The following is a 25,697-nucleotide window of genomic DNA, read 5'->3' as shown; positions in this document are numbered from 1 at the left end:
ACCGCGCGGTGGACATGATCCATCGTGAGCACCATGAAGAGATCGCAGCCCGCTTCCCCCGGCTGAACCGCTGCCTGACCGGCTACGACCTGGCGCATATCCGTACACCGGACAGGCGCTTCGACCTCAATGCCATCCTCTGCGGCTCGGAGGGCACGCTCGGCATCCTGGCCGAGGCGAAGCTCAATCTCCTGCCCATCCCGAAGCACAGCGCCCTCATCAACCTGCGCTATGCCAGCTTCGATGCGGCGCTGCGCGATGCCCGCGCGCTGACGGCGTTCGGTCCGGCCTCCATCGAGACCGTGGATTCCAAGGTGCTGGCCCTGGCGCAGCGGGACATCGTCTGGGACGGCGTGCGCGAATTCTTCCCTGATGACGCATCGGGCCCGGCGCGCGGCATCAACCTCATCGAGTTCGTCGGCGGCACCGAGGAGGAGGTCGAGAAACCGCTTCTCCGCATGACCGCGGCGCTGGCGGCAGCTGGGCAGGGCGGTGGCCGCACCGGCTACACCGTGGCCCGCGGCGAGGGGCCGGTGGGCCGCATCTGGGGAGATGCGCAAGCGCTCGGTCGGGCTGCGACGCACGACCGGCGGCATTCCCCGAAGGGCCGGGCCATGCTGGTGAAGGAGTGGCTGCGCCGCCTCTCCGCCGCCGGTGTTGATCCGGTGGCGGAAACGCGTCGCCTGCGCCGCACCGCGATGTGGCGAGGATTTCCTGCCCGCATGCGCAACACCCTGGCGCGGCGCCGCGGCGAGGAGGACTTCTCGCATGCGGTGAAGGAGGCGATGGACGGCTGCCTTGCCTGCAAGTCCTGCGTGGGCGGCTGTCCGATCAAGGTGAACGTCCCGGGCTTCCGGGCGAAGTTCCTCGAACTCTACTACGGCCGCTACCTGCGGCCGCCGCGCGACCATGTCGCCGGGGCACTGGAGCACCTGCTGCCGGTCATGGCGAGAGCCTCCCGGCTGGCGGATGCGGTCGTGTCGGGCCCTGTCGGCCGCACGGGCCTCCGCTGGCTCGGCCTCGTGGATACTCCCCGCCTGTCCGGCATCGACCTCCGGGCCGAACTCGCCATGCGCGGACTGGCCCTGGCCACACCCGAGGCGCTGAGGGCGTTGAGCGAGGCCGAGCGGCGTCGCGCCGTCATCCTCGTGCAGGACGCCTCCACCACCCATTACGAGACGCAGCTTGTCCTCGACGTGCTGGACCTGCTGCGGCTGCTGGGCGTCACGCCCTGGCTGGCGCCCTACCGGCCGAACGGCAAGGCGCTGCACGTGCATGGCTTCCTCGGCGCCTTCGGACGGGTGGCGGCCAGCAACGCGGCGGGGCTGCGCGCCTTGGCCGGGACGGGCGTCGCGCTCGTCGGCATCGATCCGTCGATGACGCTGACCTACCGCGCCGAATATGCCGAGGCGCTGGATGGGCGGGACCTGCCCAATGTGCTGCTGCTGCAGCAGTGGCTGTCACGGCAAGCGATGGATGGGCCGCGTGCCGGGCCGGCGCGGTACCGCCTGCTGGCGCACTGCACGGAGCGCATCACCGCCACCGCGTCGCTGCGTGACTGGCAGTCGGTCTTCGCCCGCCACGGCCTCGAGCTGGAGGTCCTGGCGGCTGGCTGCTGCGGCATGGCGGGCACCTATGGCCATGAGGCGGAGCACCGCGGCACCTCGGAGCGGATCTACGACCAGAGCTGGCGCCGTCACGTTGCCGTGCCGGTGTCCGCAGGCGGGTTGCTGGCCACCGGATATTCCTGCCGGTCCCAGGCAAAGCGCCTGGACGGTGTGGCGCTGCCGCACCCGGCGCAGGCGTTGCTCCAGGCGCTGCGACGGGCAGACCCGGCCCCGGCCTGAACCCCGCAGGGCCGGGTCGCAACCAATCAACGGAGGAGAGCCAAGGATGCAGGACAAGACGATGATGGGACGCCGCGGCCTGCTCGCAGCCACAGCCCTGGCCCTGCCATGCCCCACCCTGGCGCAGGGCGGCTGGCCTGCCGGACGGCCCATCGAGGTGATCGTCGGCTTCGCCCCGGGCGGCGGCACCGATGTCATGGTGCGGGCGCTGGGCCTCTTCCTCGGGGCCGAGATCCCCGGCGCGAACTTCGTGGTGCTGAACCGGCCGGGCGCTGGCGGCGAGACCGCCTATGTCGCCCTCCAGTCGGCCAAGCCGGACGGCCATACGATCGGCGCCATCAACACGCCCGGCTACCTCTCCGTGCCACTGGAGCGGAAGGTGCGCTACGACCGCGCGAAGATCCGCCCCATCGCTCGGCTGGTCGATGACCCCACCGCCTTCGTGGTCCGTCAGGATTCGCCCTATCGCACCCTCAAGGACCTTGTCGAAGCGGCGCGCCGAAAGCCGGCGACAATCAGCGTCGGCTCCTCGGGCGTCGGCACCGACGACCATCTTGGGTTGACCCTGCTGCAAGCGGCTTCGGGTACCGAGTTCATCCACGTGCCATTCGCCGGCGCCGGCTTGGTGAAGAATGCCGTGCTGGCCGGCCATATCGACGTGGCAGGGCTGAACCTCGGTGAAATCGGCATCCTCAGCCAGGACAGACCGCCGCTGCTGCGGCCGCTCGCCGCCATGGGTGAGCATCGTTGGGAACTGATGCCGAACGTCCCGACCTTCCGCGAGGCGGGCTTCGATGTGGTGATGACCAGCGAGCGCGGCCTCGCCGCCCCGCGCGGCATCCCCGATGAGATCGCAGCCCGCCTGCAGGACGCCATCGCGCGGGTGATGGCCAAGCCCGAGTGGCTGGAGCGGGCGAAGCAGCTGGAACTGCCGCTCGCCTACCTGCCTGGCGCGGAGTGGGAGGCGCAGATGCCGGCGCAGGAGGCCCGCTACCGCCGGATCTGGGAGGCGACGCCCTGGAACTGATCGCTCCCGATCGCTGAGGAACCCCGCCATGCCGACGCCGGCATCATGCACTCGTCGACAACCCGGCGGAGGTCTATGGATTCCTGCCCGCGGGGTAACGGCTGTGGCACCGCGGGCGCGCGACATTGCAAGACGGCGAGCCCGCTTCGGCGGCAGCCAAGCCGCCGTAGGCAAGGTGCATAATGACCGAGAAATCAGGCCCCGGAGCCTCGATCCGTACCCAACCCGGGGCCACCAGGAGCAGCGCGCGTGGGCCGCCCGGGCGTGTCGTGGCGAACGCCTCCATCAGCATGTTCAATGCTGCCTTGCTGGCCGAGTACCTTTGCCACCCGCCCGTGCTGTTGGCGATGCTGCCGAGCTCCCATGTCATCGGCGCGATAACGCCGCCGCCGGGCACGAAGCCGCCCAGCAATTCCGCCGCACGCGCGGGCGATAGTGTGTTGGGAAGCATCATGTCGAGGAAGCCACCAGCCATATTGTCCGCGCCGTGAGTAGGGCACACTTCTTGCTTCCAATGGGATTGGACGGTGAAACCGTGAGGACGGAGGTGATCACCATGCGCAAGCGGAATTTACTCAAGGGGACAGCGGGTCTGATCGCGGCGTTGGCCGCGCCACGCGTTGCGCGATCCCAGGTCTCCCGCCTGCTGAATTTCGTGCCCTAGCGGATGTGGCAGTGGTCGATCCGACTTTCTCGACCGCCTACACTACCCGGACCCACGCATTAGCGGTCTTCGACACTCTCTACGGACTGGACGAGCAGTTGCAGCCCCACCCACAGATGGTGGCGGGCCACGTGGTGGAGGATGGCGGCCTGACCTGGAGGCTAACGCTGCGGGACGGACTGGTCTTCCACGACGGCGCGAAGGTGTTGGCGCGGGACTGCGCAGCCTCCCTCCGGCGCTGGGGCGTGCGCGACGCCTTCGGGCAGGCTTTAATGGACGCGACGAACGAGATCGCTGCGCCGGAGGACCGCACGCTGGTTTTTCGGCTGAAGCGTCCCTTCCCGCTGCTGCCCGTGGCGCTAGGCCGCTCGAGCAGCCTGGTACCAGCGATCATGCCGCAGCGACTGGCCGAGACCGACCCCTTCCGGCAGGTGACCGAGGTGGTCGGCTCCGGTCCTTTCCGCTTTCTGCAAGACGAGCGCATAGCAGGTGCCCGAGTGGCCTATGCCCGGCATGAGGGTTACGTACCGCGCGCAGACGGCACGCCGAGCTTCACCGCCGGCCCTCGCGTGGCCCATGTGGAGCGCGTGGTCTTCAACGTCACGGATCCGGCGACCGCCGTGGCGGCTTTGCAGACGGGTGATGCGGACTGGGTGGAGCAACCGCTGATCGACTTGCTGCCGGCGCTGCGGCGGTCGCGTAACGTCGTGGTGGAGGTGAAGGAGCGGACCGGCATGATTGGCTGCTTCCGCTTCAATCACCTGCACCCACCTTTCAAAGATCCAGCAATCCGCCGCATCGTGCTGCGGGCAATAAACCAGACCGACATCATGGCGGCAGTCGGCGGCATGGACCCAGACTATTGGCAGGCTAATGTGGGATTCTTCCCGCCAGGCTCGCCAATGGCGACGGTGCCTGACTTCGGACGGGCGGAGGCAGCGTCCCTCGACGGGCTGAGACGGGAGTTGGCGGCGACCAGCTACAAGGGCGAGAAGGTCGTCTTCCTCGTCGGCGCAGACGTGCCGCGCATCAGCACAGCTTGCGAGGTGGTGAGGGCGACGCTCGTAGGATTGGGTTTCAACGTGGACTACGTCACGACGGATTGGGGCACGGTCCTGTCGCGCATTAACAGCCGCAATCCAATCTCCGAGGGGGGGTGGAGTTGCTACTGCGCCTACTGGGCGGGAATGGATCAGTGGATCCCGCCCACGCACAACTTCCTTCGCGCGAACGGCCTGCGGGCCTCGACTGGCTGGCCCGAGAGCGCGCGGCTGGAGGCGCTGCGGGCGGAGTGGCTGGCGGCCTCTGACGAGGCGGAGCAGCGACGCATCGCGCGGGAGTTGCAAACTACCGCGGAGGAGGTAGTGCCCTATGTTCCGCTGGGACTGTTCCGACAGCCGAGCGCCTATCGCCGCAACGTCACTGGTATTCTCAACGGAGCGGCGGTCTTTACCAACCTCCGCAAGGGCTGAGCCTCCGGTCACAGCAAAACATCCGGCGCCGCTTCAACGTCCAAGGAAACGACCATGACCGACTTCTCTTCTGCCACGCCGCCGAACTCTCCGCGAGTTGCTTGGCACTTCGCCCAATGATAGTTCCGTTAGGCGCTCATAGTCTGATTCCATGGCGTCATCGGTGAGAGGTGACGATGGTGCGTCGGCGGATCGGCCGGGACGATTTCATCATGAGTCTGGAGCCGCGGGCGTCATCGTCGTTGGTAGAGTAAGCTGGGATTGGCCGCCATCTGATTGGCATCTTGGCCGCGGTGAAGAGCGAGCCTGGCTGGCTGCCGCTGGCTCTGTTCCGCGCCATGCTGCTGCCGGCTTGGCACGACCTCTCCGATGTACGGCTGGCCGAGTCACTGGACGATCGCGCCAGCTTCCGTCGGTTCTGCGGTTTCGCTGCCCATGAGCCAACGCCTGAGCGGACGGCCTATGTTCGGTTCCGTTGGAAGCTGGTCCATCGTGGCCTGGACCGCATGCTGTTCGAGACCGTCACTCGCCAGCTTGAGGCCAAGGGCGTCATGGTGCGCACCAGGCACCCTGGTGGACGCTACACTGACTTCGTCGGCCAGCATCCGTAGTGATGGCGAAGCACGCTAGGCCGGGCATCGGCGCGTAAGCCCATGCATGGCTACAAGGCGCATGTGGCAACCGATGAAGGCGCTGGCTTGGTACGCAGCTTGGAGGTCACCACGGCGAACATTCGCGGCGCGGCCGAGTTTGCGGCGGTGCTGCCGGGCGACTTGGGAAAGGTTTACAGCGACAGTGCTTTCGGCGGCTCGCGTTCTGCCTCTGCAATCCGCGCAAAGGTGGACAGCCTGCCGTGGCCGGAACCGGTACCTGGGGCGGAGCAGTATCGTTGCGGCAACTGGAGACCCATAATGCCAGGGTCCAACCTATCCAATGCCGGATCGAGAAGGTGTTCGGGGCCTGGGAACACAGCTATGGCCTGCGCCGAATGCGCTGGCTCGGCCTTGCCAAGGCGGGACTGCAGGTCCGCCTCGCCGGCATGGCCTACAATCTGCGGCGCACTGTCACCCTTCTACATGCCGCAGCGCCTTGATGCGGGACGAGTCTGCCCGCATCACGCCCAAGGTTCCGGTCGAGGCGATTTCCGTGCGCATCGTGGCGCTCAGGGTGCTCAAAGCTCGCAGCACCGAGCTATGCGCCCCTTCTGGCGCATCCGCGCACACATCTCATTGTGCCTCAGCTCGATCAATTTGCTCGCCAAGACCACACCACCGCTTTCGATTACACGTCCTCGAACCACGTTACGTCGCCATCGTCGAGATCGTAGCGCGCCGCGACTATTTTCAGCCTTTGCTGATTGATTGCTGCTTGCAGCACCGGGCTCTGCGTGTGCAAACGGCGTGCAACCCTGCGGGCATTGGCGACCACCGCATCATCCAAAGATATCTTCCCATCCTCATGGCGGGCTGCCAACACGGCAGGCACAATGGGCTGAACCATCTCACCTATCACACCAGGAAAGGTGCCGTTGCGCTCGACAACTTGCATTGCGGCAGCGACGGCGCCGCACCCCTCATGACCCAGCACGACCACCAACGGGCAGCCCAACACGCCGACGCCATACTCGATGCTGCCCAGTGCTGTAGTGTCAACCGTGTTTCCGGCATTGCGCACGATAAATAGCTCTCCGAGACCGCGACCGAACAGTAGCTCGGGCGGAACACGGCTGTCGGAGCAACCAACCAGCACGGCAAACGGCGCTTGACCTTTGGCCAGCTCGGCTCGACGTTGGCGGCCGTGTGCGGGAATGGTGTGCGTGCCGTGCTGGTACTCGGCATTGCCGGCCTTCAGCAGACCCAAGGCCTGATCGGGTGTCAGTGAGGTTTGCGTGGTAGGCTGGGCTGCTTGCGAGCTTGAGCAATTCAAGCTGATTGCAGCAAGCGTAGCGGCTATCCCGCCTGCCAGGATGCCGCGCCGACTTTGAGATTTGGCAGGATGAGATGCTTCACCACAGCAGAGGCAGAGGCGCCCAAACATCGTTCGGTTCCTTAGTAGTGACGTGGTGCGTATATGCCTTTGATGTGTCTCTGGACGATGCCGCGTTGGTTGCTCGATGATCGCAACGCCTGAGATAATTGAGACGGAATCGGGCCCTCGGTGTTGTCGCCCGTCTGTTGCTCCTTGGTGCCAGCCAGCACACTGTAAGAGGCGGTTTGCATCGGCTTGTCGAGCACGGTGACCACCGGCACCTGCTTCGCCTGACGCGAGGCGGTTGTGGGGGGTGGTCCCCATCTGTCGGACAGCTTGGCGGCCTGGATAAGCTCGGTCTCAATCTCCGTCAGACTGCCAATTTGTTGAAGCGATAGTCATGTTGGACCGAGTGGCACAGCGCCTGGCAGGATCATGCTGCCATCTGGACATACGTTTCCTCGCGTCAGATCCGAGAGGCTTTTGCGCCAACGCGGCGATAGGCAAGCGTCCCGCCTCGTCCGTCCTCGCTGGCCATTGAAGACCGTTGAGGCTGACGGGCATTGTCACGTCGTTGCGCACTGGCCGGAACGAAGAGGTCGGACAAGCTGGCTGGATGTCGAGCTGGCCTCCCATCTACCCCGGGCTACCGCTTCTCGGCTGCGGTCACCCATCATGTCGTCTGGCTCTACCATCCGTTCAGCCTGAGCCTGCGCGATGCCGAGTTGATCCTGGCTGAGCGGGGCATAGTGGTCAGCCACGAGGACATCCGGCGCTGGTGCCTCAGCTTCAGCGCGGACTTCGCGGCCAGGCTGCGCAAGCGCCTCGATCTGCCGAAACCCTAACACCAGAGCCGGACCACTTTCGCCGTGTCACCCCAAGTTGCTGGTGCGCCTGCTCGCAGACCCAGCACGCCTTGATGGCCGCGGCCAGGACACGGAGCGAGGCCCGGGGCGGCAGGTTGGACAGGTCGTACTTGCGCTCGCCGTTCAAGCATCATCATCCACCCACCAGCCACACCTCCTCTCCCGGCAGGTGCCGGTTGTTGGCCCAGACCGCGCCATCGCCGACCCGGATGCGCATCGTCCCAGGTCGGGCTGGCGTTGAAGTGCTGCAACTGGTCATGCCCGCTCAGCCCCAGGCACGCCGCCGCCATCGGCTGCAGGCTCTTACGCTCGCTCGGACCCAGCAGCCCGCGCCAATAGAGCGGCACCCATAGCCGCCGCTTCCATGATGTGCCCAAGCGCGGCCAGGAACTGCTCCAGCCAGCTGTCCAAATCCGGCACCGTGCGGCCCATCGTACGCCTCCCCAAACCAAGCCGTCCCAGCCCAGTTCAGACAACGCACATCAGCCGCAACAATGCCCAGGTAGTGCTGCGCAGCTCAGGCGACGACGCGCCGGTAGAGATGCCAGGTGGCATGCCCGAGCAGCGGCATCACCACCGCCAGCCCGATGAAGGCCGGTAGGCTCCCCAGCAGCAGCAGCGCGACGACGAGCAAGCCCCAGACCGCCATCGTCACCGGATTGGCGAGGCAGGCGCGCACCGAGGTCTGGATCGCCGTTCCCACGCTGACATTCCGGTCGAGCAGCATCGGCACCGACACCACCGTCAGCATCAGCACCGCGACCGCCAACACGAAGCCGACCAGGTTGCCGATGAGGATCAGCCGATGCCCCTCCGGCGTGTTGAAGGCGATCCACGCCAGCTCGCCGATGGAGCCCGGCACCGGCCCCACCGTCGCCTCGAAGATCGCCCGCGCCGCGAAGAGCCAAGCGACGAAAATCGCCATCACCAGCACGCCCATCGCCGCAATCGAGAAGAAGGACGGGCTGCGCAGCACGTCGAAGGCATTGAGCCAGCTCGCCGGCTGCCCTGCCTCCCGCCGCCGGCTGATCTCGTAAAGTCCGACGGCCGCCACCGGCCCCACCAGCGAGAGCCCCGCGATCAGCGGGAAGAGCAACGGCAGCAGCTCACCGCCCGCCATCGCCCGCGCCGCCACCAGCCCGACCACGGGATAGAGCACGCAGAGGAAGGCGAGCTGCGTCGGCGATGCCAGAAAATCGTCGAGCCCTTCCCGCAGCGCCTCGCGCAGGTCGGCGGTGCCGATCGTGCGGATGGCGGGCCCGGCACGGGTCGCAGAGGCGTCGGTCGTCCAGGCTTTGGCCATGGAATATCCTCCCTATCTCAAGGGCCCGACCCCGAACCGGGGCCGAACGTCAAGCGACAGGTGATATATGACTGCCATGCCGCTGATCGACGCTTCACACCGTTGTGAGGCGGCCAGCCGATGATGGAAGCCCTGGCCCAGTTCGAATGGGCACTGATCCTCCTTCTCGTCCTCGGCCTCGCGGTCTGGGAGCTGATCCGGCTGAAGCGCGACAAGCGGAAGGACTAGACCCAGCGCCGCGGGATCTTGAAGGGCAGCATCATCTGGATCGGCAGCGCCGCGAAGCGGTCGAGCATCAGGCTCTCATGCACCGCCGTCGCCCGCTCGTCACAGAGATGCGTCTCGACGACGGAGCGCGCGTAGAAGGGCGCATCCTCCAGCACCTGCACGACGCGCGGCTGATGCCCCGCATCCACCCCCGTCGGCCTGCGGATGCCCCAGCGCGTGCGCGGCAGCAGGGCAGGGGAGGGCACCGCCATCTCGCGCACCTGCGCCCCCGCATCGACGCGCAAGGCGAGCGACTGCCGCGTCCCGTCCCGCCGCTCGGCATTGTAGAGGATCGCCGCCCCCTCGCGGAGCGGCGCCCGGCACCAGTCCCATTCGACGAAGTCACGCTCCAGCGGCGCATCCCCGTCATTCGTGTCGAAATAGGCCGCCCCCGACCAGGCGAGCCCCGGCTTCTCGAACTCGACCTCCGCCCGCCCCACCGCCGCGATCGGCTGCCAGCGATGCCGCCCCGCCGCATCCAGCAGGAAGCGCCGCAGATTGATCCCCGCCGGCCTGACGCGCACCACGCCCCGCAGCCGCGAGGGGATCGGCGCCGTCACCTCCTCGATGCGGATGGTCAGCACCTCGCCATCCCACTCCAACGCGCTCGGCCCGAGCTGCAACGTGGCGGCGCTCCGCCGCACCGATTGGCGCCCGCGCTCCGTCATCGCCCAGCGCCGCGGCGCGCCGTAGAGCGCGACATTCAGCCCCGAATGATGCAGCGGGTCCGCCACCCCCCGCCGCCGCGCCATCGCGTAGTAGGGCGAGAAGACGCTGCCGAGAAAGGCGATGATCGTCAGCCCGTGCCGGCCATCGTCGCTCAGCGCGTCGACATACCACCAGGCATAGCCGTCCGGCGCGACCGCGCGGTCGAATCCAGGTGCCCAAGCAGCTGCGCCGCCGCCAGCCGCCCCGACATCGCCGCCATCGGCACGCCCGGCCCCGGATGCACGCTCCCCCCCGCCAGGTAGAGCCCCGGCAGCCGCGTCGCCGCCCCCGGCCGGCCGAAGCTGCTCGCCCAGCCATGCAGTGCCCGGCCGTAGAGCGCCCCGCCCGTCGCCGGGAAGAGCCGCTCGAAGCCCAGCGGCGTGGTCAGCACCGTCGCCTCCGGCCGCCGTTCCACCTGCAACCCGCAGCGCCGCAGCAGGTCGAAGCTGTTCCTCTCGCATGATGCGGTCTCCTCGGCGGTGAAGGCGCGCCGGTCGCCGAGCGCCGGCGCATTGGTCAGCACGAGCAGCCGCTCCGGCCCATCGGGCCCGGCCCCCGCATCGTTGCGGTCCTGCGCGCAGACATAGACGGTGGGCGCCGAGGGCAGCCGCCCGCGCCCGAAGATGTCGCGGAACTCCGCCTCGTAGTCGCGCGAGAAGAACACCGTATGCCGCGCCAGCGGAAAGCCCGAAGCCCTGGCCTCCAGGCACCAGGTCATCGCCGACAGGCTCCGCTCCGCCGCCGGCCTCTCGACCGCGCCCTGCGCCGCCGCCCCGAGCAACCCGCCCGCCAGCGCCTCCAGATCGGCATTGGCGATGACCGCCTCCGCCCCGATCCGCTCGCCGCTCCGCAGCACGACGCCCGATACCCGCCCGTCCTGCGCCTCGATCTCCCGCACCCCGGCGCCGTAGCGGAACCGCGCCCCCTTGGCCTCCGCCAGCCCCGCGAGCGCCAGCGCCAGCCGATGCATCCCGCCATCGACCAGCCACACCCCCGCCTGCTCCACATGCGCGACGAGCATCAGGGTGGCCGGCGCCTGGAAGGGCGAGGATCCGCAATAGGTCGCATAGCGCCCGAAGAGCTGGCGCAGCCGCGCATCGCGGAAATGCTTCCCCAGCTCCTTCCAGAGCGTGGCGAAGGGCGAGACGCCCCACATGTCGGAGAGCCCGCGCAGCCCTGCCCCCGCCGCCAGCGACAGGGGCGTCGGCCGCGCCGCGCGGATGAACGGCTCCTCCAGCGTCCGGTAGATCTTCCGCGCCCGCTCGCAGAACTCGCGATACCCGCGCGCCTCCGCCGCCCCCGCGAACCGCCCAATCGCATCGGCCGATGCCCCGATATCGGCGAACAGGTCGAGCCTTTCCCGCTCGCCCCAGGCATGCCGCGCCAGCACCGAGACCGGGCGCAGCCCGACATGCTCATCGAGCGAGGCCCCCGCCTCGGCGAAGAGCTCCTCGAAGACCCAGCGCATGGTGAAGACCGTCGGCCCGCCATCGATGCGCGCATCGCCCACAGGGACCTCCCGCATCTTCCCGCCCGGCGCCGGCGCACGCTCGAGCACCGTCACGTCGAGCCCCCGCGCCGCCAGCAGCACGGCCGCCGCCAGCCCGGCGATCCCGGCCCCGATCACCACCACTCGCGCATCGGCAGGATTAGTCGTTGACGCCATTGTCCATTAAAGATGACACTTTTGACTGACAATCAAGCCTTACAATCAAGGCAGGGGAGGTCGCCATGGACGCCGTGACGCGGATCGAACGAGCCCTCAACGCCGCCATCGCCCTCGCCGAAGGCCCCGGCAGCCCGCCCCGCCTCGCCGAGGCCATGCGCTACGCCGTCTTCCCCCGCGGCGCCCGCCTCCGCCCGCGCCTCGTCCTTGCCGTCGCCGGCGCGGTCGGCGACGACCAGCCCGGCCTCGCGGAGTCCGCCGGCGCCGCCATCGAACTCCTGCACTGCGCCTCCCTCGTGCATGACGACCTGCCCTGCTTCGACGACGCCGCCACCCGCCGCGGCAAGCCAAGTCTGCACCGCGCCTTCGACGAACCTCTGGCCGTGCTCGCCGGCGACGCCCTCATCGTCCTCGCCTTCCAGATGATGGCCCGCGCCGCCGCCGCCGCGCCGCAGCGCCTCGGCCCGCTGATGCTGACCATCGGCGATTCCGTCGGCATGCCGACGGGCATCGTCGCCGGCCAGGGCTGGGAAAGCGAGCCCCGCTGCGACCTCACCGAATACCAGCGGCAGAAGACCGGCTCCCTCTTCGCCGCCGCCACCGCCGCCGGCGCCGCCGCCGCGGGCGCCGACCCGGACGCATGGCGCCTTCTCGGCGACCGTCTCGGCGAGGCCTACCAGGTCGCCGACGACATCCGCGACGCCGTCTCCGACGAGGAGGAGCTCGGCAAGCCCACCGGCCAGGACGCCGCCCACCACCGCCCGAGCGCCGTCCTCCAACTGGGCCTCCCCGGCGCCATCGCCCGCCTCGAATCCCTCGCCGCCGATGCTGCCGCCGCCATTCCGCCCTGCCCGGGCGCCGAGGGCCTCCGCGCCGTCATCCTTCTGGAGACGCAGCGCCTGCTGCCGCGCAGCCTCGCGGTGCGGGCCGCATAGCCCGCATGTCCGGCGCCATGGCCCGCCCCGCCGGCCTGCTGGACCGCGCGCGCGACACCTATGACCGCATCCTCGCCAGCCCCCGCTTCCGCAGCCTGGCGACGCGCTTCCCGCTGACGCGCCCCGTCGCCCGCCGCCGCGTCCGCGCGCTCTTCGACCTCTGCGCCGGCTTCGTCTATTCACAAGTGCTGCTCGCCTGCGTCCGCCTCCGCCTGTTCGAGATTCTACGCAACGGGCCGGAGGACGAGTCCCGCCTCGCCGCCCGCCTGGCCCTCCCGCCCGAATCCGCCGCCCGGCTCTTCGCCGCCGCCGCCTCGCTCGGCCTGCTGGCGCGGCGCAGCGGCGGGCGATGGGGCCTCGGCCCGCTCGGCGCCGCCATGGTGGACAATCCCGGCGTCACCGCGATGGTTGAGCACCACGCCCTCGTCTACGGCGACCTCGCCGATCCAGTCGCCCTGCTGCGCCGCCCGCGCGGCGGCAACCACCTCTCCGGCTACTGGCCCTATGCCGAGGCGGCGACGCCCGCCGCCCTCCGCCCCGACCAGGTCGCCGCCTATACCGACCTGATGGCCGCCTCTCAGCCCATCATCGCGGAGGAGGTCCTGGCCGCCGTTCCGCTCCGCCGCCACCGCTGCCTGCTCGATGTGGGGGGAGGCGACGGCTCCTTCCTCCGCGCCGCCGGCACGCGCCACCCGCATCTCCGCCTGATGCTCTTCGACCTCCCCGCCGTCGCCGAGCGCGCCCGCCCCCGCTTCGCCGCCGCCGGCATGACCGGCCGCACCGCGCTGCACGGCGGCGATATCACCACCGACCCGCTGCCCGGGGGCGCCGACATCCTCAGCCTCGTCCGCGTCATCCACGACCATAACGACGACCGCGCCCTCGCCATCCTCCGCGCCGCCCGCGCCGCGCTGCCGCCCGGCGGCACGCTGCTGCTCGCCGAGCCGATGGCCGCGACCCCCGGCGCCGAGCCGATCGGCGAGGCCTATTTCGGCTTCTACCTCCTCGCCATGGGCACCGGCCGCGCCCGCACGCCCGCCGAGCTGTCCGCTCTGCTCCGCCAGGCCGGCTTCACCGCGCCCCGCCTGCGCCCGACCCGCACGCCGCTGCTCGTCCGGGTGATGACGGCCGAAGCTGTCGTTAATCCTTGACAGCAAGTAGTGTCAGTCTAAGCTGACACCAATCAGAAGAGGGAGGGCTGACGATGGACACCATGGCAGTCCTGCTGCAGGAGCCGGAGCAGCTGATGCTCCGCCGCCTCGACCTCACCCCGCCCGGCGCGGAGGATGTCGTCGTCGACATCGAATGGAGCGGCATCAGCACCGGCACGGAGCGCCTGCTCTGGAGCGGCCGGATGCCAAGCTTCCCCGGCATGGGCTACCCGCTGGTCCCCGGCTATGAGTCGGTCGGCCGCATCGCCCAGGCCGGTCCCTTGTCGGGCCGCATCCCCGGCCAACGCGTCTTCGTCCCCGGCGCCCGCTGCTTCGGCCCGGTGCGCGGCCTGTTCGGCGGCGCCGCCCGCCGCCTCGTCGTCGCCGGCGAGAAGACCGTTCCCGTCGCCTGCTCCCTGCGCGAGAACGCTGTCCTGCTGGCCCTCGCCGCCACCGCCCATCACGCGACGGCGGGCGGCACGCAGCCCGAGCTGATCATCGGCCACGGCGTCCTCGGCCGCCTCCTGGCCCGCCTCTGCCTCGCCGCCGGCGCGCCCCCGCCCATCGTCTGGGAGAGCAACCCCGCCCGCCACGCCGGCGCCGAGGGCTACCCTGTCCTCAACCCCGCCGAGGACCCTCGCCGCGACTACCGCAGCATCGTCGATGTCAGCGGCGACAGCGCCCTGCTCGACACGTTGATCGCCCGCCTCGCCCCGGGCGGCGAGATCGTCCTGGCCGGCTTCTACGCCGCCCCGCTCTCCTTCGCCTTCCCGCCCGCCTTCATGCGCGAGGCCCGCCTCCGCATCGCCGCCGAATGGCGCGCCCCCGACCTCGCCGCCGTCACCGCGCTAATCGCCGAGGGCCGCCTCTCCCTCGACGGCCTCATCACCCACCGGGAGGCCGCGCCGCAGGCCGCCTCCGCCTACCGCACCGCCTTCACCGATGCGTCCTGCCTCAAGATGGTCCTGGATTGGAGCGAGTGTTCATGAACGCATCCGTCGGCAAGCCCAACTCGGCCCAACCGCAGGCAAGTATGCAGGATGCGCTCCGTGCCGAGGCCGCGCAGGAGCCTGACGCCCCGCACACGGGCCCGGTGAAGCGCGAGACGCAGATCATCGCCATCTACGGCAAGGGCGGCATCGGCAAGTCCTTCACCCTGGCGAACCTCTCCTACATGATGGCGCAGCAAGGCAAGCGCGTCCTGCTCATCGGCTGCGATCCCAAATCCGACACGACGAGCCTGCTCTTCGGCGGCCGCGCCTGCCCCACCATCATCGAGACCTCGTCGAAGAAGAAGCTCGCCGGCGAGGCCGTCGCCATCGGCGATGTTTGCTTCAAGCGCGACGGCGTCTACGCCATGGAGCTCGGCGGCCCCGAGGTCGGCCGCGGCTGCGGCGGGCGCGGCATCATCCATGGCTTCGAGCTTTTGGAGAAGCTCGGCTTCCACCAGTGGAATTTCGACTACGTCCTGCTCGACTTCCTCGGCGACGTGGTCTGCGGCGGCTTCGGCCTGCCGATCGCACGTGACATGTGCCAGAAGGTGATCGTCGTCGGCTCCAACGACCTGCAGAGCCTCTACGTCGCCAACAATGTCTGCTCGGCGGTGGACTACTTCCGCCGCCTCGGCGGCAATGTCGGCGTCGCAGGCCTGGTCATCAACAAGGATGACGGCACCGGCGAGGCCCAGGCCTTCGCCGAGGCCGTCGGTATTCCCGTCCTCTCGGCCATCCCCGCCGATGACGACATCCGCCGCAAATCGGCGAATTACGAGATCGTCGGCATGCCCGGCAGCCCCTGGGCCTCCGTCTTCGAGACCCTCGCCGAGCAGGTGGCGACGGCCCCGCCCGTGCGCCCGAACCCGCTCACGCACGAGACCCTGCTCGGCCTCTTCAAGGGCGATGCGGTCGGCCGCGGCGTGGTGCTGAACCCAGCGACGATGGAGGACATGTGCGGCTCGGCTCTGGTCGAGAAGCCCTCCCTCGAAGTCGTCTACGAGGGCAGCTGAGCATGGCCGAGGGCGCATCCTGCCATGGCGGCCGCGAGACGATGCAGGCCGCCGCCCGCGCCGCCGGCAAGTCGGATGCGCTCGACCGCCTGATGGCCGACTATCCCCGCGGCCCGCATGACCAGCCGCAGAGCATGTGCCCCGCCTTCGGCTCTCTCCGCGTCGGGCTCCGCATGCGCCGCGTGGCGACCATCCTCTCGGGCAGCGCCTGCTGCGTCTACGGCCTCACCTTCACCAGCCATTTCTACGGCGCCCGCCGCAGCGTCGGCTACGTGCCCTTCAACTCCGAGACGCTGGTCACCGGCAAGCTCTTCGAGGACATCCGCGAGGCCGTCCACGCCTCGGCGAAGCCCGACGAGCTGGATGCCATCATCGTCATCAATCTCTGCGTCCCCACCGCCTCCGGCGTGCCATTGGACCTGCTGCCGAAGCAGATCGACGGCGTCCGCGTCATCGGCATCGACGTGCCCGGCTTCGGCGTCCCGACCCATGCCGAGGCGAAGGACGTCCTCGCCGGTGCCATGCTCCGCTACGCCCGCCACGAGGCGGAGGCCGGCCCCGTCGCCCGCCCCGCCTCCCTGGTCGAGGGCGAGCCGACCGTCGCCCTGATCGGCGAGCTCTTCCCCGCCGACCCCATGGGCATCGCCGCGCTGCTCGCGCCGATGGGCCTCGCCGTCGCGCCGCAGACGCCCGCCCGCGAATGGCGCGATCTCTACGCGGCCCTGGACTGCGAAGTCGCCGCCGCCACCCACCCCTTCTACACCGCGAGCATCCGCGAATTCGCCGCCGCCGGCCGCCCCGTGGTCGGTTCCGGCCCCGTCGGCCTCGACGGCACCGAAGCCTGGTTGCAGGGCATCGGCCGCGCCGCCGGCCTGCCGCAATCCCGCATCGACCTGGCGAAGTCCCGTGCTCTTCCGGCAATGCAGGCCGCCCTCGCCGCCGCACCGATCCGCGCCCGCATCACCGTCTCCGGCTACGAAGGCTCCGAACTCCTCGTGGCACGCCTGCTGATCGAAGCCGGCGCCGAGGTGCCCTATGTCGGCACCGCCTGCCCCCGCACCGAATGGTCCGAGGCCGACCGCGCCTGGCTCGCCACCCGCGGCACCCATGTCCAGTACCGCGCCAGCCTCGAGCAGGACATGGCCGCGATGACGGAGGTGAGGCCCGACCTCGCCCTCGGCACCACGCCGCTCGTGCAGAAGGCGAAGGAGATGGCCATCCCCGCCCTCTACTTCACCAACATGGTCTCCGCCCGGCCCTTGTTCGGCCCCGCCGGCGCCGCCTCCATGGCCGCGATCGTCGCCGCGCAGACGCGGGGCCGCGAGCGCTTCTCCCGCATGGTCTCCTTCTTCGAGGGCGTCGGCACGCCCGACCGCGCCGGCTACGGCTTCCGCGGCAAGCCGGAGGAGCCCGCTGGCTTCCGCGACCGCCAGCGCAAGCTGCGCGCCGCCAAGCTCAAGTCCGACGATGCGGTGGGGAGCTAGCGCGATGCTCGTCCTCGACCACGACCGCGCCGGCGGCTACTGGGGCGCCGTCTACGCCTTCAGCGCCGTGCGCGGCCTGCGCACCGTGATCGACGGCCCGGTCGGCTGCGAGAACCTGCCCGTCACCGCCGTCCTCCACTACACCGACGCCCTGCCGCCCCACGAACTCCCCGTGGTCGTCACCGGCCTCGACGAGGAAGCCCTCTCGCAGACCGGCACCGAAGGCCCGATGAAGCGCGCCGCCGAGGTGGGCGATGTCGAGCTTCCCGCCGTCGTCGTCACCGGCAGCATCGCCGAGATGATTGGTGGCGGCGTGACGCCCGAGGGCAGCAACCTCCGCCGCTTCATTCCGCGCACCATCGACGAGGACCAGTGGCAGGCCGCCGACCGCGCCATCAACTGGCTCTGGACGGAGTTCGGCGCCAAAAAGGTCCGCCCGCGCAAGCGCGCCGAGGGCAGCCCGCCCCGCGTCAACCTCATCGGCCCGATCTACGGCACCTTCAACATGCCCTCCGACCTGGCCGAGATCCGGCGCCTGGTCGAAGGCATCGGCTGCGAGATCAACCTCACCTTCCCGCTGGGCAGCCATGTCGACGACATCGCCCGCCTGCCCGATGCGGACGTCAACATCTGCCTCTACCGCGAATTCGGCCGCAAGCTCTGCGAGACGCTGGAGCGGCCCTACCTGATGGCCCCCATCGGCCTCTTCGCCACGACGAACTTCCTGCGCAAGCTCGGCGAGCTGACCGGCCTCGACCCGGAGCCCTTCATCGAGCGCGAGAAGCACACCACGATCAAGCCGATCTGGGACCTCTGGCGCAGCGTCACCCAGGACTTCTTCGCGACGGCCAGCGTCGCCGTCGTCGCCACCGAGACCTATGTCCGCGGCCTCCGCCGCCTCTTCGAGGAGGAGCTGGGCATCCCCTGCGCCTTCTCCTTCGCCCGCCAGCCGGGGCTGAAGACCGACAACGCCGCCGTCCGCGCGGCGGTCCACAAGACGCCGCACCTCGTCCTCTTCGGCTCCTACAACGAGCGCATGTACGCCGCCGAGGCCAAGGCCCGCAGCACCTACATCCCGGCGAGCTTCCCCGGCGCCATCATCCGCCGCGCCACCGGCACGCCCTTCATGGGCTATGCCGGCGCGACCTACCTCGTCCAGGAATACTGCAACGCGCTGTTCGACGCGCTCTTCCACATCCTTCCCCTCGGCACCGACCTCGACCGCGTCGCGCCGACGCCCGCCCGCCCCGCCGAGCGCTGGGAGCCCGAGGCGCAGTCGCTCCTCGAGGCGCATCTCGAGACCGAGCCCTTCCTGCTCCGCATCTCGGCGGCCAAGCGCCTGCGCGACCGCGCCGAGCGCGACGCCCGCGAGGCCGCCGAGCCCACCGTCACCGCATCCCGCATCGCCGCGCTGCTGCGCGACCTTGCCGAGGGCCGCGTCGCATGACCGGCCCCCGCCCCACCGCCGCGCGCCGAGGCTGCGCGGCCTCCAGTCGTGCGTGGCTCAACCGGCCGCGTCGATCCCAGCCGCGCGGGAGTTGCGCGGTAACGGCCGCAAGGCCGCCATCACGGAGGCAATCGAGATGGCCGGTACCGACATGCGAGATGGCTCGCTGACGGGGCTGACGGAGAGCGAGGCGAAGGAATTCCACGGAATCTTCGTCACGTCCTTCATCATCTTCACAGTCATCGCCATCGTCGCCCATTTCCTGGTCTGGCAATGGCGCCCGTGGCTCCCCGGGCCGCGCGGATACACGCAGTCGATGATCGACGGCGCGACCTCGCTCGCAACCTATCTAACCTGAGGGGAGGGCAGAACACATGTGGCGCATCTGGCTGCTGTTCGATCCGCGTCGCGCGCTGGTCGGACTTTTCACCTTCCTCCTCGTGCTCGCGCTGGTGATCCACTTCATCCTGCTCAGCACGAACCGCTTCAACTGGATCGAGGGTCCCCGCCCGCAGGCGATGATCACCGACACCATCAGTTCGGTCGTCTAGCGCGACCGCCCCGGCGACGGACGAGGCCAGCCCTCGCCCGCCGCCGACCTTGCCGCAACGAGGCCGCCCGCACAGAGCGCCTCCCCGTACGGGGTAACCATCATGGCGATGCTCAGCTTCGAGAGGAAGTACCGCGTCCGCGGAGGCACCCTGATCGGGGGCGACCTGTTCGACTTCTGGGTCGGGCCCTTCTATGTCGGCTTCTTCGGCGTCACGACGATCTTCTGCACCCTCGTCGGCACGCTGATGATCTTCTACGGCGCCGCCATCGGCGGCACCTGGAACCCGTGGACGATCAACATCGCCCCGCCCGACCTGAAATACGGCCTCGGCCTCGCGCCGCTGAAGGATGGCGGGATCTGGCAGATCGTCACCGTCTGCGCCCTCGGCGCCTTCGTCTCCTGGGCGCTGCGCCAGGCGGAGATCGCACGCAAGCTCGGCATGGGCTACCACATCCCCGTCGCCTACAGCATGGCGATCTTCGCCTACTTCACCCTGGTGGTGATCCGCCCGGTGCTGATGGGCGCCTGGGGCCACGGCTTCCCCTACGGCATCCTCAGCCACCTCGATTGGGTGTCGAACACCGGCTACCAGTACCTGCACTTCCACTACAACCCGGCGCACATGCTCGCGGTGACCTTCTTCTTCACCACGACGCTCGCCCTGTCGCTGCACGGCGCGCTGGTGCTCTCGGCCATCAACCCCGCCCCGGGAACGGATGTGAAGACCGCCGAGCACGAGAACACCTTCTTCCGCGACACCATCGGCTATTCCATCGGCACGCTCGGGATTCATCGCCTCGGCCTCTTCCTGGCGCTTTCCGCCGGGTTTTGGAGCGCCGTCTGCATCGTCATCTCCGGGCCCTTCTGGACCCATGGCTGGCCGCAGTGGTGGAGCTGGTGGCTCAACCTGCCGATCTGGAGCTGAGCCCGAAGCAAGGAGGAGGAAGATCCCCATGGCCGAATACCAGAACATCTTCACCCGCGTGCAGGTGCGAGGCCCGGCCTATGCCGGCGTCCCCCTCGCCCGCGGCAGCAGCCCGCGCGACGGCAAGCCGAATTTCGCCTACATCCTCGGCTGGCTCGGCGACGCGCAGGTCGGGCCGATCTATCTCGGCTGGCTTGGCATCATCTCGCTCATCTTCGGCTTCGCCGCCTTCGAGATCATCGGCCTCAACATGCTGGCCTCGGTGAACTGGGACCCGGTGCAGTTCATCCGCCAGCTGCCCTGGCTGGCGCTGGAGCCGCCCTCGCCGGCCTATGGATTACAGATCCCGCCGCTGGCGGAAGGCGGCTGGTGGCTGCTCGCCGGCCTGTTCCTCACCGTCTCCATCCTGCTCTGGTGGGCCCGCACCTATCGCCGCGCCCGCCAGCTCGGCCTCGGCAGCCACGTGCCCTGGGCCTTCGCCGCCGCCATCTGGCTCTACCTGGTGCTCGGCTTCATCCGTCCGCTGCTGATGGGCTCCTGGTCCGAGGCGGTTCCCTTCGGCATCTTCCCGCATCTCGATTGGACGGCGGCCTTCTCGCTCCGCTACGGCAACCTCTTCTACAACCCCTTCCACATGCTCTCGATCGTCTTCCTCTACGGGTCGACGCTGCTCTTCGCCATGCACGGCGCGACCATCCTCGCCGCCGGCCGCTTCGGCGCGGAGCGCGAGGTGGAACAGGTGATCGACCGCGGCACGGCGCATGAGCGCTGCGCCATCTTCTGGCGCTGGACCATGGGCTTCAACGCTACCTTCGAGAGCGTCCACCGCTGGGCCTGGTGGTTCGCCGTGCTCTGCCCGCTGACGGGCGGCATCGGCATCCTGCTGACCGGCACGGTGGTCGACAACTGGTACCTCTGGGGCGTCAAGCACGGCATCGCCCCCGCTTATCCGGAGGTGTTCCGCGCCATGCCCGACCCCCTGCTGGGAGCACGGTGATGAGCTTCTCCCTCAAACTCGGCGCGGTGCTGGCCGGGCTGCTCGGCCTCGCGGTCATCCTCTTCACCTTCGAGCGCCCGCCGGTGGAGACGGTGCAGACCGGCTTCCGCGGCGTCGCCCTCGGCAACATCGCCAATCCCCGCCTGCAACCGGCGCTGGCCGCGGCCAACCAGCTCCCGCCGATGATCCCGCGCGTGCCTTCGGTCGGCCCGCGCGCCGGCCAGGCCTATCGGAACGTGCAGGTGCTGGGCGAGCTGGGTGTCGCCGAATTCGCCCGCACCATGGCGGCGATGACGGCCTGGGTCTCTCCGGAACAGGGCTGCAACTACTGCCACAACCCGGCGAACATGGCCTCCGACGAGATCTACACCAAGGTCGTCGCCCGCCGCATGTTGCAGATGGTCGCCCGCATCAACGCGGAGTGGAAGCCGCATGTGCTGGAAACCGGCGTCACCTGCTACACCTGCCACCGCGGCAACCCGGTCCCGCTGAACGTCTGGTCCGAGAATACCGGCCCGATGCGCGGCGAGGGCTTCTCCGCCTCCTCCAACGGCCAGAACCTGGCCTCGCCGGTGGTGGGCGACAGCTCGCTCCCCTACGACCCCTTCAGCCGCTACCTGGACCAGGCGGTCAACATCCGCGTCCAGACGCCGGACCCGCTGCCCGCCGGCAACAGCCAGGGCATCAAGGATGCCGAGTTCACCTACGGGCTGATGATGCACTTCTCCCAGGCCCTCGGGGTGAACTGCACCACCTGCCACAACAGCCGCGCCTTCTCCGCCTGGGACCAGAGCGCCCCCCAGCGGACCAATGCCTGGCACGGCATCCGCATGGTGCGGGACATCAACCACAACTTCATCGATCCCTTGCAGCCCCTCTGGGCGGCCAACCCCAACGGCCCGCCGGGCGGTCCGCAGCGCGCCCGCCTCGGCCCGCATGAGGATCCGCTGAAGGTCAACTGCACCACCTGCCACCAGGGCGTGAACAAGCCCCTGAACGGCGTCTCGATGCTGCGGGACTACCCGGAGCTGGGCCGCATCACCAATATCGACGCACCCCCGCCCATCCGGCAGTAGCGCGCCCGCCAGCCCTGGGCCGGCCTTCCCCTCGCAAGGGGGGAGGGCCGGCCCTCGGCATGTCTGGCGCCCATGTTTGGCGGCCGGGACGGGTTGCGGGTCTCGCCGCTTCGGCTATATGCATCCTGGCCCTTGCGCCCCGCGCCTGTTTCGCGCGGCCCACTGGCCGCCGCCGCTCCGAGGACGTCACCGCCTATGAATTCGCTCGAGCTGAACAAGGCCTTTGCCGCCGTGCTGACGGCCGGGATCACCTTCATGGTGGCCGGCCAGGTGGGCAAGCTGCTGGTGCATGGCGAGAAGCCGCATGAAAGCGCCATCCGCATCGGCGATCCGACCGGCGGAGCCCCGAGCGCAGCCCCGGCCGCCGCCCCGCAGGCCGAGCCGATCTCCGGCCTCCTCGCCAGCGCCGACGTCGCCGCCGGCCAGCAGATCGCCCAGCGCAATTGCGGCGCCTGCCATAGCTTCGACCAGGGCGGCCGCAGCGGCATCGGCCCGAACCTCTACAACATCGTCGGCGCGCCGCATGGGCATGTCGAAGGCTTCAACTACTCGGCGGCGCTCAAGGGCAAGCAGGGGCCCTGGGACTATGAGGAGCTGAACCACTGGCTCTACAAGCCCGCCTCCTATGCGCCGGGCACCCGCATGGCCTTCGCCGGCCTGAGCAACACCCAGCAGCGCGCCAATGTGGTTGCCTATCTGCGCAGCCTCTCGCCTAGCCCGAAGCCGCTGCCGCCCGCCGGCGAGGCTGCGGCCCCGGCAGCAGCACCCGCCGCTGCGGCTGCTGCGCCGCCCGCCGCGGCCCCGGCTCCGGGCGGTGCCCCCGCCGCAGCCCCGGCGGCCGCCTCAGCCGAGCTGCCGCCGATCGCCCCGCTGCTGGCCAATGCCAATGCGGACAACGGCGCGGCCATCAGCCGCCGTCTCTGCGCCGTCTGCCACACCTTCAACGAGGGTGGCCGCAACGGCGTCGGCCCCAATCTCTATGACGTGGTCGGCAAGCCGCACGGCCATGTCGCGAGCTTCAACTACTCGGCTGCGCTGAAGGGCCATCAGGGCCCGTGGAACTACGAGGAGCTGAACCGCTGGCTCTTCAAGCCGATGACCTATGCCCCCGGCACCCGCATGGCCTTCGCCGGCGTCTCGAAGCCGGAAGACCGCGCGGACATCATCGCCTATCTGCGCAGCCTGTCGGCCAACCCGCAGCCGCTGCCGTAATTGGGCCGGGGGCTCAGCCTAGCGGCTGAGCTCCCGCGTCATTGCCTCGATCCCGCCGAGGGTTAGCGGGAACATCCGGTCCTCCATCAGCTGCCGCACCAGCCCGATGGAATGCGTGCGCCCCCAGCCCGCCTGCGGCATCGGGTTCAGCCAAGCACTCCGCCGGAAATGCCCGGTCAGCCGCGCCATCCAAGCGCTTCCCGGCTCCTCGTTCCAGTGCTCAACGCTGCCCCCGGGCTGGACGATCTCGTAGGGGCTCATGCTCGCATCCCCGACGAAGACGGCCTTGTAGTCCGGCCCATATTTCCGCAGCACCTCGAGGGTCGAGACCTCGCTCTCCCGCCGCCGCCGGTTGTTGGTCCATAGCCGCTCATAAGGGCAGTTATGGAAGTAGAAATGCTCGAGGTGCTTGAACTCCGCCCGCGCGGCCGAGAACAACTCCTCCGACAGCTTCACCCAATCGTCCATCGACCCGCCGATATCGAGGAAGAGCAGCACCTTCACCGTATTGTGCCGCTCGGGCACCATCTTCAGGTCGAGTGACCCGGCATTGTTCGCTGTCGAACGGATGGTGTCCGGCAGGTCGAGCTCCGTCGCCGCCCCCTGCCGGGCGAAGCGCCGCAGCCGCCGGAGCGCCAGCTTGATGTTCCGCGTCCCGATCTCCACCGAGTCGTCGAGGTCGCGGAACTCGCGCTTGTCCCACACCTTCACCGCCCGCCGGTGCCGGCTCTCCTCCTGCCCGATGCGCACGCCCTCCGGGTTGTACCCATGCGCGCCGAAAGGCGAGGTCCCGCCCGTGCCGATCCACTTGCTGCCGCCCTGGTGCCGCCCTTTCTGCTCGGCCAGACGCTGCTTCAGCATCTCCATCAGCTTGTCGAAGCCGCCCGCGGCCTGGATCGCCGCCTTCTCCTCCTCGGTCAGCAGCTTCTCCGCCATCTTGCGGAGCCATTCCTCCGGCAGCTGCCGTACCAGCGTCTCGAACCCCTCGCCCTCTGGCGCCTCCAGCCCCTTGAACACCTCGCCGAAGACCCGGTCGAAGCGGTCCAGGTGCCGCTCGTCCTTCACCAGCGCCGCCCGGCTGAGGTGGTAGAAGTCGTCGACATTGTAGTCGGCGACCCCCTCCTTCATCCCGCGCAGCAGGGCGAGATACTCGGTGATGCTCGCCGGAATGCCGGCATTGCGCAGCGCGAGGATGAAATGCGCCAGCACGGCCGCCTACCGCTGCCGCTGCCGCGAGAGGAAGGCCAGCCGCTCGAACAGATGCACGTCCTGCTCGTTCTTCAGCAGCGCCCCGTGCAGCGGCGGAATGGCCACCTTCGGGTCGGAAGAGCGCAGCACCTCCGGCGGCAGATCCTCGATCATCAGCAGCTTCAGCCAGTCCAGCAGCTCGGAGGTCGCCGGCTTCTTCTTCAGCTCGCCAACGCCGCGGATCTGGAAGAAGACGTTCAGCGCCTCCCGCGCCAGCTCCTGCTTGATGTCAGGGAAATGCGCCTGGACGATCTGCTCCATCGTCTCCCGGTCCGGGAAGCGGATGTAGTGGAAGAAGCAGCGCCGCAGGAAGGCATCCGGCAGCTCCTTCTCGTTGTTCGAGGTGATGATGACCACCGGCCGGTGACGTGCCACCACCGTCTCCTTCGTCTCGTAGACGAAGAACTGCATCCGATCGAGCTCGAGCAGCAGGTCGTTCGGGAATTCGATGTCGGCCTTGTCGATCTCGTCGATCAGCAGGACATGCTGCCGCTCGGCCGCGAAGGCCTCCCACAGCTTGCCGCGTACGATGTAGTTCGAGATGTCGTGCACCCGCTCGTCGCCCAACTGCCCGTCCCGCAGCCGGGAGACGGCGTCGTATTCGTAAAGCCCCTGCTGCGCCTTGGTGGTGGACTTGATGTGCCACTCGATCAGCGGCAGGCCGAGCGCCTTCGCCACCTCATGCGCCAGCACCGTCTTACCGGTGCCGGGCTCGCCCTTCACCAGCAGCGGCCGCTGCAGCGTGACGGCGGCGTTGACCGCGACCTCAAGGTCGCGCGAGGCGATGTAATTCTCGGTGCTCCTGAACCCGGCCACGCCTGCCCCCTCGCTGTCGCCCTTTCGGGGAAAGGTGGCCTCTCCCCCGGCATCGGGCAA

The 25,697-nt window shown here is 69.1% G+C and carries 24 protein-coding genes and 3 pseudogenes; 17 read left to right on the top strand and 10 right to left on the bottom strand.

The window, feature by feature from the left end; genetic code table 11:
- The first annotated feature begins 14 nt into the window (after window positions 1–14).
- Together EP26_RS12105 and EP26_RS12100 are read left to right on the top strand one after the other, a co-directional pair.
- Window positions 15–1,847, top strand: coding sequence for an FAD-binding and (Fe-S)-binding domain-containing protein (locus tag EP26_RS12105; RefSeq protein ID WP_245624383.1), 1,833 nt, complete (start codon window positions 15–17; stop codon window positions 1,845–1,847).
- Window positions 1,848–1,893: 46 nt separating this feature from the next.
- Window positions 1,894–2,874, top strand: coding sequence for a tripartite tricarboxylate transporter substrate binding protein (locus EP26_RS12100; protein WP_052389095.1), 981 nt, complete (start codon window positions 1,894–1,896; stop codon window positions 2,872–2,874).
- A 73-nt stretch (window positions 2,875–2,947) separates the two neighbouring features.
- On the opposite strand, the gene EP26_RS12095 is transcribed toward EP26_RS12100, so the two are convergent.
- Window positions 2,948–3,349, bottom strand: coding sequence for a Rossmann-fold NAD(P)-binding domain-containing protein (locus tag EP26_RS12095; protein ID WP_052389094.1), 402 nt, complete (start codon window positions 3,347–3,349; stop codon window positions 2,948–2,950).
- A gap of 81 nt (window positions 3,350–3,430) precedes the next feature.
- Between EP26_RS12095 and EP26_RS12090 the strand changes: the two are divergent.
- From EP26_RS12090 to EP26_RS36780, 3 genes and pseudogenes are all read left to right on the top strand, one after another.
- A pseudogene (locus EP26_RS12090) lies at window positions 3,431–5,010 on the top strand (ABC transporter substrate-binding protein).
- 293 nt (window positions 5,011–5,303) lie between these two features.
- Window positions 5,304–5,621 carry a transposase gene (locus tag EP26_RS36785; protein WP_245624382.1) on the top strand — a complete coding sequence of 106 codons (318 nt, stop codon included), beginning with the start codon at window positions 5,304–5,306 and terminating at the stop codon, window positions 5,619–5,621.
- Window positions 5,622–5,959: 338 nt separating this feature from the next.
- Window positions 5,960–6,103 (top strand): hypothetical protein, encoded by a 144-nt coding sequence (locus tag EP26_RS36780; protein WP_211259427.1) that lies wholly within the window; start codon window positions 5,960–5,962, stop codon window positions 6,101–6,103.
- A 188-nt stretch (window positions 6,104–6,291) separates the two neighbouring features.
- On the opposite strand, the gene EP26_RS12080 is transcribed toward EP26_RS36780, so the two are convergent.
- The 7 genes and pseudogenes from EP26_RS12080 to crtD all read right to left on the bottom strand — a co-directional run bounded on the left by EP26_RS12080 (window position 6,292) and on the right by crtD (window position 11,788).
- A complete protein-coding gene (locus tag EP26_RS12080) occupies window positions 6,292–6,870 on the bottom strand; it encodes a carbonic anhydrase (RefSeq protein ID WP_245624379.1) in 579 nt (192 codons plus the stop codon).
- Between the two features lie 188 nt (window positions 6,871–7,058).
- Entirely contained in the window at window positions 7,059–7,259 is a 201-nt protein-coding gene (locus EP26_RS34790; RefSeq protein WP_157033506.1) for a hypothetical protein, read from the bottom strand.
- Window positions 7,260–7,857: 598 nt separating this feature from the next.
- Window positions 7,858–8,076 (bottom strand): annotated as a pseudogene (locus EP26_RS37415) (IS701 family transposase); the annotation flags it as partial.
- Window positions 8,077–8,089: 13 nt separating this feature from the next.
- A pseudogene (locus EP26_RS38590) lies at window positions 8,090–8,191 on the bottom strand (hypothetical protein); the annotation flags it as partial.
- Window positions 8,192–8,361: 170 nt separating this feature from the next.
- On the bottom strand, window positions 8,362–9,147 hold the full coding sequence (locus tag EP26_RS12075) for a DUF2189 domain-containing protein (protein WP_043338820.1): 786 nt from the start codon (window positions 9,145–9,147) through the stop codon (window positions 8,362–8,364).
- Window positions 9,148–9,371: 224 nt separating this feature from the next.
- The gene (locus tag EP26_RS12070) at window positions 9,372–10,148 is read right to left on the bottom strand and encodes a carotenoid 1,2-hydratase (protein WP_245624378.1); all 777 of its coding nucleotides are present in this window, start codon (window positions 10,146–10,148) and stop codon (window positions 9,372–9,374) included.
- Window positions 10,149–10,234: 86 nt separating this feature from the next.
- Window positions 10,235–11,788, bottom strand: a complete 1,554-nt coding sequence (crtD, locus tag EP26_RS12065; RefSeq protein WP_043338819.1) for a 1-hydroxycarotenoid 3,4-desaturase CrtD — start codon at window positions 11,786–11,788, stop codon at window positions 10,235–10,237.
- A gap of 65 nt (window positions 11,789–11,853) precedes the next feature.
- Here crtD and EP26_RS12060 point away from each other — a divergent pair, with 65 nt between their 5' ends.
- The 12 genes from EP26_RS12060 (at window position 11,854) to EP26_RS37410 (ending at window position 23,573) form a co-directional block, all read left to right on the top strand.
- Window positions 11,854–12,723: a polyprenyl synthetase family protein gene (locus EP26_RS12060; RefSeq protein WP_043338818.1), complete on the top strand. Its 870-nt coding sequence runs from the start codon at window positions 11,854–11,856 to the stop codon at window positions 12,721–12,723.
- A 5-nt stretch (window positions 12,724–12,728) separates the two neighbouring features.
- Window positions 12,729–13,874, top strand: coding sequence for a methyltransferase (locus tag EP26_RS12055; protein ID WP_043338817.1), 1,146 nt, complete (start codon window positions 12,729–12,731; stop codon window positions 13,872–13,874).
- Between the two features lie 53 nt (window positions 13,875–13,927).
- Window positions 13,928–14,863, top strand: a complete 936-nt coding sequence (gene bchC, locus EP26_RS12050) for a chlorophyll synthesis pathway protein BchC (RefSeq protein WP_043338816.1) — start codon at window positions 13,928–13,930, stop codon at window positions 14,861–14,863.
- Complete coding sequence (locus tag EP26_RS12045) at window positions 14,860–15,879, top strand: chlorophyllide a reductase iron protein subunit X (RefSeq protein ID WP_052389091.1); 1,020 nt, start codon at window positions 14,860–14,862, stop codon at window positions 15,877–15,879. Before bchC ends, EP26_RS12045 begins: the two co-directional genes overlap by 4 nt.
- 2 nt (window positions 15,880–15,881) lie before the next feature.
- Entirely contained in the window at window positions 15,882–17,363 is a 1,482-nt protein-coding gene (gene bchY, locus EP26_RS12040) for a chlorophyllide a reductase subunit Y (RefSeq protein WP_084112482.1), read from the top strand.
- Window positions 17,364–17,367: 4 nt separating this feature from the next.
- Window positions 17,368–18,810 carry a chlorophyllide a reductase subunit Z gene (gene bchZ, locus EP26_RS12035; RefSeq protein WP_043338812.1) on the top strand — a complete coding sequence of 481 codons (1,443 nt, stop codon included), beginning with the start codon at window positions 17,368–17,370 and terminating at the stop codon, window positions 18,808–18,810.
- 136 nt (window positions 18,811–18,946) lie between these two features.
- Complete coding sequence (pufB, locus tag EP26_RS12030; RefSeq protein ID WP_043338892.1) at window positions 18,947–19,168, top strand: light-harvesting antenna LH1, beta subunit; 222 nt, start codon at window positions 18,947–18,949, stop codon at window positions 19,166–19,168.
- A gap of 16 nt (window positions 19,169–19,184) precedes the next feature.
- On the top strand, window positions 19,185–19,361 hold the full coding sequence (gene pufA / locus EP26_RS33045; RefSeq protein WP_082012450.1) for a light-harvesting antenna LH1, alpha subunit: 177 nt from the start codon (window positions 19,185–19,187) through the stop codon (window positions 19,359–19,361).
- A gap of 102 nt (window positions 19,362–19,463) precedes the next feature.
- Window positions 19,464–20,288 carry a photosynthetic reaction center subunit L gene (gene pufL / locus EP26_RS12025; protein WP_043338811.1) on the top strand — a complete coding sequence of 275 codons (825 nt, stop codon included), beginning with the start codon at window positions 19,464–19,466 and terminating at the stop codon, window positions 20,286–20,288.
- A 28-nt stretch (window positions 20,289–20,316) separates the two neighbouring features.
- A complete protein-coding gene (pufM, locus tag EP26_RS12020) occupies window positions 20,317–21,285 on the top strand; it encodes a photosynthetic reaction center subunit M (RefSeq protein ID WP_043338810.1) in 969 nt (322 codons plus the stop codon).
- On the top strand, window positions 21,285–22,361 hold the full coding sequence (gene pufC / locus EP26_RS12015) for a photosynthetic reaction center cytochrome PufC (protein ID WP_043338809.1): 1,077 nt from the start codon (window positions 21,285–21,287) through the stop codon (window positions 22,359–22,361). The genes pufM and pufC overlap by 1 nt, the downstream gene beginning before the upstream one ends.
- A 195-nt stretch (window positions 22,362–22,556) precedes the next feature.
- Window positions 22,557–23,573, top strand: coding sequence for a c-type cytochrome (locus EP26_RS37410; RefSeq protein ID WP_084112481.1), 1,017 nt, complete (start codon window positions 22,557–22,559; stop codon window positions 23,571–23,573).
- 18 nt (window positions 23,574–23,591) lie between these two features.
- Here the strand turns inward: EP26_RS37410 and EP26_RS12005 are convergent, their stop codons facing one another.
- Window positions 23,592–24,782, bottom strand: a complete 1,191-nt coding sequence (locus EP26_RS12005) for a vWA domain-containing protein (protein ID WP_043338807.1) — start codon at window positions 24,780–24,782, stop codon at window positions 23,592–23,594.
- A 6-nt stretch (window positions 24,783–24,788) separates the two neighbouring features.
- Window positions 24,789–25,637 (bottom strand): AAA family ATPase, encoded by an 849-nt coding sequence (locus EP26_RS12000; protein ID WP_043338806.1) that lies wholly within the window; start codon window positions 25,635–25,637, stop codon window positions 24,789–24,791.
- Window positions 25,638–25,697 lie beyond the last annotated feature (60 nt).

Source organism: Belnapia moabensis DSM 16746 (assembly GCF_000745835.1).
In the GTDB taxonomy this organism is placed as follows: domain Bacteria; phylum Pseudomonadota; class Alphaproteobacteria; order Acetobacterales; family Acetobacteraceae; genus Belnapia; species Belnapia moabensis.
This window is presented reverse-complemented; position numbering and strand designations above follow the sequence as displayed.

Excerpts from the sequence above, each read along its gene's own strand:
- pufL (WP_043338811.1), top strand. The coding sequence starts at position 19,464 with ATGGCGATGCTCAGCTTCGAGAGGAAGTACCGCGTCCGCGGAGGCACC.
- EP26_RS12075 (WP_043338820.1), bottom strand. The coding sequence starts at position 9,147 with ATGGCCAAAGCCTGGACGACCGACGCCTCTGCGACCCGTGCCGGGCCC.
- bchZ (WP_043338812.1), top strand. The coding sequence starts at position 17,368 with ATGCTCGTCCTCGACCACGACCGCGCCGGCGGCTACTGGGGCGCCGTC.
- EP26_RS12105 (WP_245624383.1), top strand. The coding sequence starts at position 15 with ATGATCCATCGTGAGCACCATGAAGAGATCGCAGCCCGCTTCCCCCGG.
- EP26_RS12060 (WP_043338818.1), top strand. The coding sequence starts at position 11,854 with ATGGACGCCGTGACGCGGATCGAACGAGCCCTCAACGCCGCCATCGCC.
- pufC (WP_043338809.1), top strand. The coding sequence starts at position 21,285 with ATGAGCTTCTCCCTCAAACTCGGCGCGGTGCTGGCCGGGCTGCTCGGC.
- pufM (WP_043338810.1), top strand. The coding sequence starts at position 20,317 with ATGGCCGAATACCAGAACATCTTCACCCGCGTGCAGGTGCGAGGCCCG.
- EP26_RS12100 (WP_052389095.1), top strand. The coding sequence starts at position 1,894 with ATGCAGGACAAGACGATGATGGGACGCCGCGGCCTGCTCGCAGCCACA.
- pufA (WP_082012450.1), top strand. The coding sequence starts at position 19,185 with ATGTGGCGCATCTGGCTGCTGTTCGATCCGCGTCGCGCGCTGGTCGGA.
- EP26_RS12045 (WP_052389091.1), top strand. The coding sequence starts at position 14,860 with ATGAACGCATCCGTCGGCAAGCCCAACTCGGCCCAACCGCAGGCAAGT.
- EP26_RS12095 (WP_052389094.1), bottom strand. The coding sequence starts at position 3,349 with ATGGCTGGTGGCTTCCTCGACATGATGCTTCCCAACACACTATCGCCC.
- bchY (WP_084112482.1), top strand. The coding sequence starts at position 15,882 with ATGGCCGAGGGCGCATCCTGCCATGGCGGCCGCGAGACGATGCAGGCC.
- EP26_RS37410 (WP_084112481.1), top strand. The coding sequence starts at position 22,557 with ATGAATTCGCTCGAGCTGAACAAGGCCTTTGCCGCCGTGCTGACGGCC.
- pufB (WP_043338892.1), top strand. The coding sequence starts at position 18,947 with ATGGCCGGTACCGACATGCGAGATGGCTCGCTGACGGGGCTGACGGAG.
- bchC (WP_043338816.1), top strand. The coding sequence starts at position 13,928 with ATGGACACCATGGCAGTCCTGCTGCAGGAGCCGGAGCAGCTGATGCTC.
- crtD (WP_043338819.1), bottom strand. The coding sequence starts at position 11,788 with ATGGCGTCAACGACTAATCCTGCCGATGCGCGAGTGGTGGTGATCGGG.
- EP26_RS12055 (WP_043338817.1), top strand. The coding sequence starts at position 12,729 with ATGTCCGGCGCCATGGCCCGCCCCGCCGGCCTGCTGGACCGCGCGCGC.